Below are 14,777 nucleotides of genomic sequence, written 5' to 3' on the forward strand. Positions count from 1 at the left end.
GCCTCTCCATTGGACGCCCCTGCGCGTCAGGCCAGTCGTAGCGAGCTGAGCGGGAGGGTATCGGTGAAGCCGAGCCGCCGGTAGAGCCGCGTCGCGACGGTGTTGTCCGGATAGACACCGAGCCCGACCGTGTCGTAGCGCGCCAGCAACGCCCGGGTCATCCCAGCGGTCAGCGCCGCGCCCAACCCCCGCCCCCGCTGGTCGGGAGCGACGGTCAGGCCGGCGAGGAAGCCGATGTCGCCCTTGCTGCAGTCCGCGCCGCACGCCACCAGCCGGTCGCCGGCCCGGATGCCGTACCAGTCCATCACCCATCGGCCGCCCGGGCGGGTGGTGGTGCTCGGGAACGCCTCGTCGATCAGCGCCACCAACGCCGGGTGGTCGGCGTCGGGAAGTCGTACCACCCGCTGCTCGTCCGGCTGGGCCGGAGGTTGCGTGCTGGTCCAGTGGAAGTCCCAGTCGGCGTGGCCGGTCACGGCCAGACGGCCCGACAACAGGCCGGGATCGTGCCGGGGCAGGTGCAGCCGCTGCCCCGCACGCAACACCCCGTCGGCGGCCAGCGCGGCACAGACCTCGAGTGCGGGCTCGGCCGGGCCGACCGCGCAACCGTCGGGCCCCTGCCCGTTCGGCGTCACCCAGAGCACCGCTCCGCCGCGTCGGTAGCCGCGCGCCGGTGCGCCGGGCGCGAGCGCGTGTCGGGCGAACGGATGATGGCCGGCGGCAGACAGGATGGCGGCCCGGTCGTCGAGCAGCTGGTCACTGATGATCACGTGACAAGCCTACGAGCCGAGGTTCGAGGGGCCGGGCGGGGTCGGATTGACCCGGATCCACCATGGAGATTGGGAAGTCGACCGATTGGGTACATCCGGGGCCGACCTACTGGGAACCCCCACCGGAGGACCGCCATGCTCGCCGTTCTGGCCGCCATCGTCTTTGGCTTCGCCCTGCTGCTCGACCTGCTCAACACCGACTTCGGAGCGCCCGACCTGTTCAACTGGAACACCCTCGTGCTCATCGGGTTGCTCCTGCTCTCGCTCTACCTGGCGGGCGTGGGCAGCGGCCCGCGCGCCGGTGGCGGCGGCGGTGGTGGCCGTTGGTACCGGGGCCGTCGCCCCGGTCGCGGCTGACCGGAACCGATCACCAGTGGCCCGGCCCGCGGCGCGATTCCGGCGTCGCGGGTCCGGCCCGGTACTGTTCCCGTGATGGAGTCCGACGCCCTCTTCTCCCTCGGTGCACCCGCCGGGACGCGCAGCGCGCCCGACGGTCCCGCCGGTGTCGACGGCTTCACTCCGGTAGCAGACGATTCGCCCCTGCCCGTCCGGATGCGCCCGGCGACCCTCGACGAACTGATCGGACAGGACCACCTGCTCGCCCCCGGCGCGCCGCTGCGGCAGCTGGTCTCCGGCGGCGCACCGCTGTCGGTCATCCTCTGGGGCCCGCCGGGCAGCGGCAAGACCACCATCGCGCATCTGGTGGCGGGGGCCACCGACCGACGGTTCGTCGCCATGTCGGCGCTCTCGGCCGGGGTCAAGGACGTCCGGGCGGTGATCGAGACGGCCCGCCGGCAGCGCCGCTCGGGCGGCCCGCAGACCGTGCTCTTCATCGACGAGGTGCACCGGTTCAGCAAGACCCAGCAGGATTCGCTGCTCGCCGCCGTCGAGGACCGTACGGTCACTCTGCTGGCGGCGACCACCGAGAACCCGTACTTCTCGGTCATCTCCCCGCTGCTGTCGCGGTGCGTGCTGCTCACGCTGCAACCGCTGGACGACGATGCGGTGCGAGGGCTGCTGCGCCGCGCGGTCGCCGACGAGCGGGGTCTGGGTGGCACGCTCGCCCTGACCGCCGAGGCCGAGGACCATCTGGTACGCCTCGCGTCGGGCGACGTCCGTAAGGCACTGACCGCGTTGGAGGCGGCTGCGGCCTCCGCCACGGCGCTGGACGCCGATCGGATCGACCTCGCCACCGCCGAGCAGGCGGTCGACGTGGCAGCGGTGCGCTACGACCGCGACGGCGATGCCCACTACGACGTGGTGAGCGCGTTCATCAAGAGCCTGCGCGGTTCGGACGTGGACGCCGCGGTGCACTGGCTGGCCCGGATGCTGGTCGCCGGGGAGGACGCCCGGTTCATCGCCCGCCGGCTGGTGATCTTCGCCAGCGAGGACGTGGGCATGGCCGACCCCGGCGCGTTGGGCGTGGCCACCGCCGCCGCGCACGCGGTCGAGTACGTGGGGCTGCCCGAGGCGCAGCTCAACCTCGCCCAGGCGGTCATCCACCTGGCCACCGCGCCGAAGTCGAACTCGGCCACCACCGCCATCGGCGCGGCGATGGCCGACGTGCGGGCCGGCCGGGGTGGCGGGGTGCCGCGCGGGCTGCGCGACGCGCACTACGCCGGCGCCCGGGGGTTGGGCCACGGCACCGGCTACCGATACCCGCACGACGACCAGCGCGGCGTCGTCACCCAGCAGTACGTCCCGGACGACCTGGTGGGAACCGACTACTACCGGCCCAGCCCGCACGGGGCGGAGCGCGCGGTGGCCACCCGGCTGCCGTTGCTACGCCGGATCGTGCGCGGGCTGCCGGCCCCGCCCGCCCGTCCGGACGCCCCGCCCGTAACGGCGCAGGCCGTGCCGACGCCTGCCGACGGGGACGGTCACTCGACGGCGGGCACGGACGGTCCCGGCACGATGCAGGACAGCGGCACGAACGCCGCAGGAGAGGGTCAACAGTGAAGTCGCGTGGTGCGGACCGCCCGGACGAAGGCCCGGACGAGCGGCGCGAAACCCGCGCCAAGGGCCGCCGCTGGGGTCGAGGCCGGGCCGAGGCCGAGCCGGAGGAGCCGGTAGCCGGGGAGGAGTTCGGCTGGATCGACGACCTGCGGTCGGCCAAGCAGCAGCGCTCCGAACTTGGCCCGGACGGGGCCCCGGCAGATCCCCCGGAGCCGCGCGGGGCTGCCCCGGCGTCGCCGGACGCGCCGGCGCCACCGGCCCCGCGTCGCGGTGACCCGGACGGTCCCGCCGTGCGCCGGCCCGTCGACGGACCCTGGCCGGGTGAGGCACCGCCGACTGGCCGGCGCCCGGACGAGCGGCCACCCGCCGACCAGACCCGGACCGCCGGCGCGGGAACTCCCGCGCCGGGCCAACCGACCCGCCGTGGGGCACCGCCCGCGCCCGGCAGCGGACCTCGCGCCGCCGGGCCGCCACCCCCGCCTCCCACTGCTGCCCGGCCCGGCAGCGGTGAGCCGACAGGCCCATCCGCGCCCCCGACCTCCAGCGTCCCTGCCGGCCCGGCCGTGCCCCGGCCGGGCGCCGGCCCGCCCGTCGGCCCGCCGAGCGCCGGTGCCCCGACCGGTCGCCGCCCGGGTGTCGGCGTACCAGCCGGTCGGGCGGACGCGATGCCACCGCTGCGCCGACCCGACGCCGCGCCGCCGGGTCCCAGACCTGGCCCGGAGCCCACCGAGCGCGGCCGTCCGCTGCCCGCCGAGGGCGGGCACGCCGGGCGGCGTACGACCGATCCGGCGCGCTCTCCCGGGTCACCCGCCGCCCCCGGCGGTGTTCCCTTCGACGCGCCGCCGACCGGTGCCGCACCGGCGGTCTCCGGCGGACTCCGGCCCGATCCCGCCGTCGACCGTGACCCACGGACCGCCCGGCGTCGACCGGGCCCGGTCGACCCCGGCGCAGCGGAGGCGCCCGGCCGTGGGCCTGCCGACCGCGACCGCCCGGCGACCGCCGGCCGCCGCCGCGCTGCCGACCCCACCGGGCCGGTGGTGCCCCGCTCGGGCAACGCCCCGCCGGTGCCGGACGCGACAACCGGCCATACCGGCGCCGCGCCGACCGTCGGCCCGGCCGACGGCAGCGGGCGTCGACGGGCGGTACCGGACGAGCAGGAGCGTCGCGCCCCGGCCGGTGGCGAGCCCCGGACCGACCGACCCGAGCGACCCGCCGACTGGTTGCGTCAGGCAGGCCGCCTGCCGCACACCGACCCCGCCCTGCCGGTGGTCAACCGCCGGGGTGGCAACCCGCCGGCCTCGCCCGAGGGACGGACCGCCGGCCGCCGTACCGCGCCGCCCGGCGGCCTCGGCGACCTCACGGACCGCTCGCCCGGCCGGCTCGCCGTGCCCGACCCGGCCGTTCAGGACGCGCCCGGCCGCCGGGCCGCCGGCCCGCCGGCCGACCCGGGCGCCGACGCACCCACCGGGCGCCGCGTCGCCCGGCCCGGCACCTCCGAGCCCACCGGCGAGCAGTCGAGCGGTGGTCTGGCCTATCCGCCGACCACCGGCGAGCGCCCGACCGGCCGACGGGGCGCCGCGGGGCCCGCATCGGACCCGACCAGCAGACGCCGCCGCCCTCCGGCGGAGCCCGGTCACGAGGGACCCGCCGGCCCGAACCGCCCCGGCGCGGCGGGTGACCGTGGGAACGACGACCCTTCCGCCGGCTCCTCAGGTGGCGGGCGACCCGCGCCCGGTGGCGGTCCCGCCGGCCCGGGCGCACCGGTTCGCGGCGCTGCCCGCTCCACCCCGCCAGGTCGTGCCCGACCCGTCCCTGGCGACGCGCCGGTCTCCGGTGCCGGACGCCGTGGGCCCGGCCCGGCCCGGCCCGGCCCGGGTGCGGAGGCCGCCGCCCGTGGCGCCACCCGCCCGGACGGCCCGGCCCGCGCCGCCGTCCCAGCGGGCGTCGGCCCGGATGGCCCGCCCCGAACCCGCCCGGACGGTCCGCCTCGTGGTGCCGTGCCACCGGGTGTTCGCCCGGAGGGTCCGCCTCGTGGTGCCGTGCCACCGGGTGCTCGCCCGGAGGGTCCGCCTCGTGGTGCCGTCCGGCCCGCTGGTGCCGGACACCCGCCGGCGAGCGGTGAGCCCGGCACCGGTCCCGGAGGTCCCGCCGCACGTGGCGGTGCGCCGGCCGCCCGACCCGCGCCGGCCGACCGCGCCGCCGACCGCGCCGCCGGCCGTGCCCTGCCGCCGCACCGTGATCCGAGCCGTCCCGAGCCGTCCGGTGTCGCCCCGGTGCCGCCGCCCGATCGCCCCGGTGAGCCCGTCGGCGTGGCCCGTGCCGCTGCCGCGGTGCCCGCGCCGGGCAGACCGGTGGACGCGCCGGCCGACGGGCCCGCGCTCCGCCCGGCCGGGCAGGCCGTGCCCGACGACGACGGCACCACCCCGGGTGCCCGGTCCGAGCTGCGCCGGCAGTCGCGCGAGCGGCGCCGGTTGCGGGCGGCGGTGCTGGCGCTGGTCAGCGTCGTGCTGCTCGGCGCGGTGCCGCTCTTCTTCGGCATCCGTACGCTGAGCCGGGACCCGGTCTTCGACAACCTGGACCAGCTGGGTGTGCCCGGCTGGGCCACCACGAAGACCGTCGACGAGGTCAGTGGCAGCCGCTGGTGCCTGCTCGACTGTCGCCTGCGCGAACGCACTATCACCTCGGAGAAGTCGCCGAAGGAGACGGCAAAGGTCTACGAGGACGCGTTGCGACAGGACGGCTGGCGACCGTGGAAGGTGTCCCGCTGCCCGGAGCAGGAGACGAAGGGCAGCTACACCTGCTGGCGCCGCGACGAGCTGACCCTCGACCTGTGGGTGCGCGAGCCGACCTGCGTGCCGCCGCCGGTCAACGGCGAGCCGGCGATCGTGCCGTCCGGGGACCCGTCGGCCGCTGCTGCGGCGTGCACCGGCTCGTTGGTGTCGGTGAAGGTGCGCAATGCGATCGACGACGAGCGGACCAAACCACAGCCGAGCACCGATCCCTCACTGACCGGAGAGGATCCGTTCCCGACAGTCAGCGCGGATCCATTGGATGAGCTGACACCCTCACCGTCCTGAGCCGGTTTCCATCACGGACGGTAGGGTCTGGGGCTGGTGGGCCCGCCTGCCGCCGTCGCTCGGTGATGGCGCGGGGTTCGATACGGGTGCCACGGTGGTGCGTTCCGGGGACGTAGGGTCCCCGGAACTCTGCTTGAGGAGGACAGGCGTGAGCGACATTGGAGAGGTCGCGGCGCTGATCGCGGCGTGTGCGTTCGCGGTGCTGGTGCTCATCTTGACGCTGCCGATCCTGCGGCTGCGGCACACGGTTGACGCCACCACTCGGATGATCAACGACCTCAACGATCGGACCGCGCCGCTGCTCGGCGACGTGAACACCACGGTAAAGAACGTCAACACCGCTCTGGAGCAGGTGCAGACCTCGCTCGATGGCGTGAACCTCCAGCTGGCGAAGGTCGACACCATGACCAGCCACGCGCAGAACGTCACCGCCAACATCGCCAACCTCGCCACCGTGGTCTCCGCCGCGGCAGCCAACCCGCTGGTCAAGGTGGCCGCGTTCGGCTACGGCGTGCGCAAGGCCGCCGCCGGCCGCCGGCACGCCGAGACCGAGCGCGAGGTGCGCGACACCATCAAGCAGCAGCGGCGGGCCGCCCGGCGCGGCGACCGCTGACCGGCACCAGGAGGTAGCGAGACATGAGGCGGTTGTTCTGGCTCGGCATCGGGGTCGCCGTCGGCGTGGTGGTGGTCCGCAGGGTGACCCGGACCGCGCAGGCGTACACGCCGGCCGGTATCGCGAGCACGTTGTCGGAATCCGCTGGCGGCCTGGTCGAGTCGCTGCGTAGCTTCGTGGAGGACGTCCGCGTCGGGATGGCGGAGCGCGAACAGGAGATCCACCAGGCGTTCGCCCAGGGCGAGGCGTTCGACGACCAGTTCGCCGACCTGCGGGAGGACCCGCGGATCGGCGATCGAGAAATCTTTCCGGAGGAACACCAGCGATGAAGACGGCGGAGATCAAGCGGCGGTACCTCGCGCACTTCGAGGCGAACGGCCACGCCGTGGTGCCGTCCGCTCCGCTGCCCGCCATCAGCGACCCGAACCTGCTGTTCGTCAACGCCGGCATGGTGCAGTTCGTCCCCTACTTCCTGGGTCAGCAGGCCCCGCCGTACCAGCGGGCGGTCAGCGTGCAGAAGTGCATCCGCACCCCGGACATCGACGAGGTCGGCAAGACCAGCCGGCACGGCACGTTCTTCCAGATGAACGGCAACTTCTCCTTCGGCGACTACTTCAAGGACGGCGCGATCCCGCTCGCCTGGGACCTGGTCACCAAGTCGCAGGACCAGGGCGGGTACGGCCTCGACCCGGAGCGGATCTGGCCGTCGATCTACCTCGACGACGACGAGGCGTTCGAGATCTGGCGCTCCATCGGCGTGCCGGCCGACCGGATCGTCCGTCGGGGCAAGGCCGACAACTTCTGGTCGATGGGGATCCCCGGGCCGTGCGGCCCGTCGTCGGAGCTGTTCTACGACCGGGGCCCGGAGTACGGCTCCGAGGGTGGCCCGGCGGTCGACGAGGACCGCTACATGGAGTTCTGGAACCTCGTCTTCATGCAGTTCGAGCGGGGCCCGGGCACCACCAAGGACGACTACCCGATCCTGGGTGATCTGCCGGCGAAGAACATCGACACCGGCATGGGCCTGGAGCGGATGGCCTCGATCCTGCAGGGTGTCGACAACCTCTACGAGATCGACGAGGTCCGGCCGATTCTGGCGCGGGCGGCCGAGTTGACCGGCAAGCGTTACGGCGTGCACTCGGGGCACGTGGCCAGCGAGTCGCACCCGGACGACGTCCGGCTGCGGGTGATCGCCGACCACGTGCGGACCGCGCTGATGCTGATCGGCGACGGCGTCACCCCGAGCAACGAGGGGCGCGGCTACGTGCTGCGCCGGATCATGCGCCGGGCGATCCGCTCGATCCGGCTGCTGGGCTGGCAGGATCGGGCGCTGCCCGAACTGCTGCCGGTGGCACGGGACTGCATGGCGCCGTCGTACCCGGAGCTGGCGACCGACTTCGACCGGATCGCGCAGTACGCGTACGCCGAGGAGGAAGCCTTCCTGTCCACGCTGCGCGCCGGGACCACGATCCTGGACACGGCGATCGCCGAGACCCGCACGGCGGGCGGTGCGGCGCTGTCCGGGGCGAAGGCGTTCCAGCTGCACGACACCTACGGCTTTCCGATCGACCTGACCCTGGAGATCGCGGCCGAGCAGGGCCTCAAGGTCGACGACGAGGGCTTCCGTCGGCTGATGGCCGACCAGCGGACCCGGGCGAAGGCGGACGCGCAGGCCCGCAAGACGGGGCACACCGACGTGTCGGCGTACCGGTCGGTGCTCGACTCGGGTGGGCCGGTGACGTTCACCGGGTACAGCGAGGTGGCCCGCGAGTCGCGGGTACGGGCGTTGCTCGGCGAGGGTGGCCCGCGCGAGGCGGCGACCGAGGGCGACACCATCGAGCTGGTGCTCGACACGACCCCGTTCTACGCCGAGGGCGGTGGTCAGCAGCCCGACCAGGGCATGATCACCGTGGGCGGTGGTCAGGTCGAGGTGCTCGACGTACAGCAGCCGGTGCCCGGCCTGATCGTGCACCGGGCCCGGGTGATCTCCGGTGAGGTGCGCGTCGGCGAGACCGGATACGCCGAGATCGACGCCACGCGACGCAGGGCGATCTCCCGGTCGCACACCGCCACCCACCTGGTGCACCAGACCATGCGGAACTTCCTCGGCGACTCGGCCACCCAGGCGGGCTCGTTGAACGCGCCCGGCCGGCTGCGGTTCGACTTCAACACCCCGACGGGGGTGTCGCCAAGCGTTCTGCGGGACGTGGAGCAGCAGGTCAACGAGGTGCTGCTGGCCGACCTGGAGGTGCACGCCTTCATCACCTCGTTGGACGAGGCGCGGCGGATCGGGGCGATGGCGCTCTTCGGCGAGAAGTACGGCGACCAGGTGCGGGTCGTCGAGGTGGGCGACTACGCCCGGGAGCTGTGCGGCGGCACGCACGTGGCCCGCTCGGCCCAGCTCGGCCTCGTGAAGATCCTCTCCGAGTCGTCGATCGGCTCCGGCGTCCGCCGGGTCGAGGCGCTGGTCGGCATGGACGCCTTCGGGTTCCTGGCCCGCGAGCACCTGCTGGTCTCGCGGCTGGCCGAGCTGTACCGGGTGCCCAACGAGCAGGTCGCCGACCGGGTGGAGCAGACCGTCACCCAGCTCCGGGACGCCGAGAAGGAGTTGGAGAAGCTGCGCGCCCAACTGGTGCTGGGTGGGGCGGCGGCGCTCGCCGCGCAGGCCAGGGACGTGCGCGGGGTGGCGTACGTCGGCACCGAGGCGCCGGAGGGCGCGGCCGGTAACGATGTGCGGACCCTCGCCCAGGAGATCCGCGGCAAGATCGACCCGGCTCGGCCGGCGGTGGTGGCGGTGGCGGCGCGCTCGAACGGCAAGGCGTCCCTGGTGGTGGCGGTCAACCAGGCCGCCCGCAGCCGCGGTCTGGCCGCGTCGGACCTGGTGAAGGCGGCGTTCTCCGGGCGCGGCGGAGGCAGCCCCGACCTGGCCCAGGGTGGCGGCCTGCCCGCGGCGGAGGCGCCGAACCTGCTGCACACCGTCGAGAAGGCGATCTCCGAAGCGTGAACGAATTCTTCGTCGACCAGGGCGGGCCGATCGGTCCGCCCTGGTTCGTCAGGCCCGGCGGTGACCGCCGGTGACCGAACAGACGCGTGGGGTGCGGATCGGCGTGGACGTCGGTCAGGTCCGGGTGGGGGTGTCCCGTTCGGATCCGGACGGCGTGCTGGCCACGCCGCTGGTCACCCTGGCCCGCGACCTCACCACGGCACCGGATCTGGTGCCCAGTGACCTCGCCGAGCTGGCCGCGCTGGTGACCGAACACGAGGCCGTCGGGGTTGTCGTCGGCCTTCCGGTCAATCTCGCCGGCAAACACGGCCCGGCGGCCATCCACGTGAAGGCGTACGCTGACCGACTGGTCGATGTGATAGCACCCGTCCCGGTAACGCTCATTGACGAGAGGATGTCGACCGTGGTCGCCTCTCGTAGGCTTGCCGAGCGCGGCGTTCGGGGCAAGCGTCAACGTGCGGTTGTCGATCAGGCGGCCGCGGTGGAGATCCTGCAGAGCTGGCTGGATGCGCAGCGGAGGCGGACGTAATGATCGACGATCTGGACCTTGGGTTCGACGAGCCGGAACGGGGGGAGAAGGGCCGGCACCGGCGCGGCTTCGTCCAGAAGCGCAAGGGCGGCGGCTCGGGCGGTCGGGGCAAGACGTTTCTGGCCCTGCTACTGGCCCTGGCCCTCCTGGGCGGCATCGGCGGCGGCGCGTTCTACGGCTTCGACCGGATCCAGAACTACTTCGTGACCCCGGACTACGACGGGGCTGGTGCCGGTGAGATCACCGTCGAGATCAAGAACGGCGCGCTGCTCGCCGACATGGCCGACGCGTTGGTCACCGCCGACGTGGTGAAGAGCCAGAAGGCGTTCATCGAGGCCGCCGAGGCGAACTCCCGCAGCACGAACATCCAGCCGGGGACGTACAAGCTGCGGAAGCAGATGAGCGGTGCGAATGCCGTCACCGCGATGCTGGATCTGAAGAATCGGATCGTCAACGGGATCACCATCCCCGAGGGCCGCACCAGCATGAACATCTACAAGCTGCTCTCCGACAAGACGAAGATCCCGGTTAAGGACTTCCAGACCGCCGCGAAGGACCCGAAGGCGCTCGGTGTGCCGGACTGGTGGTTCAAGCGCGACGACGGCAAGAAGGTCACCAAGTCCATCGAGGGCTTCCTCTACCCGGACACGTACGAGATCCCGCCCAAGGCCACCGCGGAGAGCATCCTCAAACTGATGGTGGAGAACTTCCTCTCCGTGACCGGGGAGATGAACTTCGCCGACCGGGTGCAGAAGGAACGCAAGGTCAGCCCGTACGAGGCGCTGATCGTGGCGTCGCTGGCCCAGGCCGAGGCCGGCAACAAGGACGACCTCGGCAAGGTCGCCCGGGTGGCCTACAACCGGGCGTACGGCGAGTTCCCCTGCAACTGCCTGGAGATGGACGTCACGGTCAACTACTACCTGGAGTCGATCGGCAAACCGACCAAGTCGTCCAAGCAGATGACGGAGTCCGAGTTGAACGACCCGAAGAACCCGTACAACCGCAAGCTGCCGGGCTTGACACCCACGCCGATCGACAACCCGGGTAAGCAGGCTCTGGAGGGCGCCATGAACCCGCCGACGGGTAAGTGGCTCTTCTTCGTGGCCATCGACAAGCAGGGCCACTCGGAGTTTGCCGAGACGCCCGAGCAGCACGAGCGAAACAAGGACAAGGCCCGGGAGGCCGGGATCATCTGACGGTTCGTTCGACGACCCGAAGGCTCCCTTCCCGGGGCAGCGATATTGCTGCCGCACCGGGAGGGGAGCCTTCGGCTCAGCCCTGACGCACCACTGATGGTGACAGTGTCAGTGGCTTGTTCCGGTCCACGTATTGGTGCGCGGGTTCAGGAACGTCCACACGCCATTGCTGTTCTGCTTTCGCAGGGGGAATGTGTGGTTGTAGCCGTAGTAGAAATACCCGGTCTGGGTGCTCGTGTCATACCCGGTGTTCCGGTTGACCGCGCCGTAGGCCTTGGACCAGCTCTGCGGCCCGACCGAACCGTCGACGCCGACGTTCATCACGTCCTGCCAGGTCCTGGTCTTGGCGGCGGTGTTGGAGCCGAACTCCCCGTCGATGAAGCTGGTGCCGATGTTGCCGGTCAGGTCGTCGGCCCAGACGATGGACTGCCAGAGCCGCACGATGTTGCCACCGCGCACGCAGGAGCTGGACTGGCACAGCTCGTGGTTGTCTGACCAACTGCCCGCCGCGCTGTCCGCACGCGCGGGCGCGGCGACCATCAGCGAAAGACTGAAGACTGCGGCAATCGCGATGAGGGCACGGAGAATGCGCTTATTCAAGTTTTCCCCTTTTTCGATCGGCTATCCCAACACGGGAATGCTTTCACTCATATCGACGACCGTCAAGCAAACGTCGCGCAACTCAATCATCGCCGCAGCCCGATTCGGTGGTGCCGCAGGCGGCGTGCTGGGTAGGGTCTCTTCCGACACTGAGGAAGGGCGGGGGACGTGGTAAGGATCGTGGCAGGACCTGCCGACGTGCCCGGCGGTGCTCGTGTCGCTCCGTAGGGTGGCGGTGCTGGGTAAGCCGGTCGCGCACTCCCTCTCTCCGGTGCTCCACACCGCCGGCTACGCCGCCGCCGGGCTGACCGGGTGGTCGTACACCCGGATCGAGTGCGCGGCGGCGGAGCTGCCGGATCTGGTCGCCGGCCTGGGTCCGGAGTGGGCCGGGTTGTCGGTGACCATGCCGGGCAAGGAGGCGGCGCTCGCGGTGGCCGATGCCGCCTCGCCGATCGCCGCCGCCGTCGGCGCGGCCAACACGTTGGTACGCCGCCCGGACGGCTCCTGGTGCGCCGACAACACCGACGTCGGCGGCATGGTCGACGTGCTGACCGGTGCGGGGGTGGGGCCCGGGGCGACGATGACGGTCCTCGGCGCGGGCGGGACCGCCCGGGCGGCGCTGGCTGCCGCGGCCCGGCTGGCGGTGGTCTCGGTGGCGGTGGTGGCCCGCCGACCGGCGGCGGTCGACGAGTTGCGGCCGGTGGCGGACGCGGTGGGGGTGACGCTGACCGCCGGGGCCTGGGCCGACGCACCCGAGCACCTGGGCGCCAAGGTGGTCGTCTCGACCGTGCCGAAGGGGGTCGCCGATCCGCTGACCGACGCGGTGGCCTGGTCGCCGGGTGCTGTCTTCTTCGACGCGCTCTACGACCCCTGGCCGACGCCGCTGGCCACCTCCGCCCTGGCGGCCGGCCTGCGGGTGGTGTCCGGACTGGATCTGTTGCTCGCCCAGGCCGTCGGCCAGTTCGAGCTGTTCACGGGCGTCGCCGCGCCGGTCGATGCGATGCGGCAAGCCCTGGCGGCGGCCCGCCGATGATCGCCTGCCGCCTCCAGGGTCTCGACGGGGTGGTAAGGGCTCTCACCTGGCATTCTTAGCGCAGAGTTAAGACGCGCTTACGGGAAACTGTCCTCCGCGCGACGTGCTGTGGTCGTCGATACGCTGCCGAGCGTAACCGCAGCAGACACAGGGAGTTTCCCTTGAGCAGGCACGGACTGCACCGCATTCCCCGGTCTCGCATCGACCCTCGGCGTCGGGCCATCGCCGTCGGCGTGGTCGGCGGCACGGTGGTGGCCGGCATCGTGGCGACCATGGTGCCGCTGCTGGCCAGCGACGACCTGTCGATCCGCGCGGCCGCGGACACCACCGCGACGACGGTGTCGCAGGACGGCGACAACGCGGCGAAGTCGACTCTCGCCACCTGTCCGGCTCGCTGCGACGGCAACCCGCGCGGTGGCCGGGAGGCGGTCATCGAGTTCGTGGTGACCACCGTCCCCGCCGCCGCGGTCAACCTGCGGGCGACGCTGCGGGTGCACGCGTGGCAGCGGGTCACCGCCACGGTCACCGCGCACGCCTCGCCGCTCGACGCCCGGGAGTCGCGTCCGGCTCCGGTGCCGGCCGGTGCCGCACTGGACACCGTGCGCGAGGTGTCCAAGGGCTTCAACGAGTGGGACGTCTCCGGCCTGGTCAACGGCAACGGCACCTGGACCGTCTCGCTGGCCCAGGCTGGCCTGGGCACCCGCATCTACTGGGCGTCGGCCGACAACCGCGACCCGGAACTGCGGCCCGGCCTGGTGATCACCTACGACATCGGCGCCCGGCCGTCGCCGCCGAACACCACCCGGCCGACACCGCCCCCGGTGCCGAGCACGTCGCCGACCAGTGCGTCCCCGAAGCCGTCGCCGACGGTCGATCCGACCCGGACGGCGCCCGCCCCGACCGCGAGCCCGACATCCGGGTCCGGCCGCTGCGGCGAGGTGTCGGACAAGCTGGTTCCCTCCTGCGGCGCCTGGTGGGGCATGTACTCGCCGACGAGTGCCGCCGACGGCTGGAACCACGGAAGGGCGATCACCGACGTCGAGGCCCAGGTCGGGCGGAAGTTCGACATCGTGCACCGCTACCACGACTTCTCCAACGCCGGCAGCAACGGCGCCTTCCCGGACGCGTACGAGTCCCAGCAGATGCGCGAGGGCCGCCTCGTGTTCTTCGCCTGGGAGTCTCGCAACTTCGCCGCTGGCACCAGCCTGACCTGGGCCGACGTCTACGGTGGCCGACAGGACGCGACCATCGACGCGGTCGCCGGCCGAATCCGGGACGCCAGGGTGCCGGTCTTCCTGGGCTTCGACCACGAGCCGGAGGACGAGCCGGCCAAGGGCAGTGACGCCGACTTCGTGCGGGCCTGGCGGTACGTCCACGAGCGGTTCACCAGGGCGGGCGCGGACAACGCGGTGTGGGTCTGGACGATGATGGGCTGGTCCGGCCACTATCCCCGCTACGCCGGTCTGTACCCCGGTGACCACTACGTCGACTGGGTGGCCTACGACCCGTACAACTTCCACGTCTGCAACGGCAGCACGGTGTGGAAGAGCCCGAGCACCACCGTGGCCGGCTTCTACCGCTGGCTGGACGACAACGGCGTCGGCGCCGGCAAGCCGCGGATGCTCGCCGAGTTCGGCACCAACGTCAACGTCGCCGACCCGGGCGCCAAGGAGCGCTGGTTCGAGGAGTTCCCGGCCGCCCTGAAGGCGCACCCGAAGATCAGGGCCGCCATCTACTTCAACTCACCGGGTATGACCAGCCGTACGGCGACCTGCGACATGACGATGAACCACGAGGCGTCGGCGCTGTCCGGCTTCGCCCAGGCTGGTCAGGACGCGTACCTGCGCCAGCCCACCGGGGAGAGCCGCTGACGAAGGGCCGATGTCGTCAATCCGACTTGCCGTCAATCGTGCGGTTTGGACTGGTGCGGCGGCTGTCGCCGAGCGTCGACATTCCTTACCGTGTCCCCACTCGATCGGCAAGTGGTGGTGCCGACTGCTCG

12 protein-coding genes are annotated in these 14,777 nt (G+C 72.5%); 10 read left to right on the forward strand and 2 right to left on the reverse strand.

Going from position 1 to position 14,777, the window contains the following annotated elements; translation table 11 throughout:
• Positions 1–26: 26 nt before the first annotated feature.
• The gene (locus tag ACLJN9_RS25940) at positions 27–767 is read right to left on the reverse strand and encodes a GNAT family N-acetyltransferase (protein WP_410814218.1); all 741 of its coding nucleotides are present in this window, start codon (positions 765–767) and stop codon (positions 27–29) included.
• A 135-nt stretch (positions 768–902) separates the two neighbouring features.
• Between ACLJN9_RS25940 and ACLJN9_RS25945 the strand changes: the two genes are divergently transcribed.
• The 8 genes from ACLJN9_RS25945 (at position 903) to mltG (ending at position 11,142) form a co-directional block, all read left to right on the forward strand.
• Positions 903–1,124 (forward strand): hypothetical protein, encoded by a 222-nt coding sequence (locus ACLJN9_RS25945; RefSeq protein ID WP_410814219.1) that lies wholly within the window; start codon positions 903–905, stop codon positions 1,122–1,124.
• 75 nt (positions 1,125–1,199) lie between these two features.
• Entirely contained in the window at positions 1,200–2,726 is a 1,527-nt protein-coding gene (locus ACLJN9_RS25950) for a replication-associated recombination protein A (RefSeq protein WP_410814220.1), read from the forward strand.
• A gap of 2,396 nt (positions 2,727–5,122) precedes the next feature.
• On the forward strand, positions 5,123–5,800 hold the full coding sequence (locus ACLJN9_RS25955) for a hypothetical protein (protein ID WP_410814328.1): 678 nt from the start codon (positions 5,123–5,125) through the stop codon (positions 5,798–5,800).
• A 148-nt stretch (positions 5,801–5,948) separates the two neighbouring features.
• Positions 5,949–6,413 (forward strand): DUF948 domain-containing protein, encoded by a 465-nt coding sequence (locus tag ACLJN9_RS25960; RefSeq protein ID WP_410814221.1) that lies wholly within the window; start codon positions 5,949–5,951, stop codon positions 6,411–6,413.
• A 23-nt stretch (positions 6,414–6,436) separates the two neighbouring features.
• Positions 6,437–6,742, forward strand: coding sequence for a hypothetical protein (locus ACLJN9_RS25965; protein WP_410814222.1), 306 nt, complete (start codon positions 6,437–6,439; stop codon positions 6,740–6,742).
• Positions 6,739–9,417 (forward strand): alanine--tRNA ligase, encoded by a 2,679-nt coding sequence (alaS, locus tag ACLJN9_RS25970; RefSeq protein WP_410814223.1) that lies wholly within the window; start codon positions 6,739–6,741, stop codon positions 9,415–9,417. Before ACLJN9_RS25965 ends, alaS begins: the two co-directional genes overlap by 4 nt.
• 70 nt (positions 9,418–9,487) lie before the next feature.
• Positions 9,488–9,946, forward strand: coding sequence for a Holliday junction resolvase RuvX (gene ruvX / locus ACLJN9_RS25975; RefSeq protein ID WP_410814224.1), 459 nt, complete (start codon positions 9,488–9,490; stop codon positions 9,944–9,946).
• Positions 9,946–11,142 (forward strand): endolytic transglycosylase MltG, encoded by a 1,197-nt coding sequence (mltG, locus tag ACLJN9_RS25980; protein ID WP_410814225.1) that lies wholly within the window; start codon positions 9,946–9,948, stop codon positions 11,140–11,142. The genes ruvX and mltG overlap by 1 nt, the downstream gene beginning before the upstream one ends.
• Positions 11,143–11,250: 108 nt before the next feature.
• On the opposite strand, the gene ACLJN9_RS25985 is transcribed toward mltG, so the two are convergent.
• The gene (locus tag ACLJN9_RS25985; RefSeq protein WP_410814226.1) at positions 11,251–11,742 is read right to left on the reverse strand and encodes a peptidoglycan-binding domain-containing protein; all 492 of its coding nucleotides are present in this window, start codon (positions 11,740–11,742) and stop codon (positions 11,251–11,253) included.
• A gap of 214 nt (positions 11,743–11,956) precedes the next feature.
• Here ACLJN9_RS25985 and ACLJN9_RS25990 point away from each other — a divergent pair, with 214 nt between their 5' ends.
• Positions 11,957–12,775: a shikimate dehydrogenase gene (locus ACLJN9_RS25990; protein ID WP_410814227.1), complete on the forward strand. Its 819-nt coding sequence runs from the start codon at positions 11,957–11,959 to the stop codon at positions 12,773–12,775.
• A gap of 161 nt (positions 12,776–12,936) precedes the next feature.
• The gene (locus ACLJN9_RS25995; RefSeq protein WP_410814228.1) at positions 12,937–14,646 is read left to right on the forward strand and encodes a glycosyl hydrolase; all 1,710 of its coding nucleotides are present in this window, start codon (positions 12,937–12,939) and stop codon (positions 14,644–14,646) included.
• Positions 14,647–14,777 lie beyond the last annotated feature (131 nt).

This window comes from Micromonospora sp. 067-2, assembly GCF_046549295.1.
Classification (GTDB): domain Bacteria; phylum Actinomycetota; class Actinomycetes; order Mycobacteriales; family Micromonosporaceae; genus Micromonospora.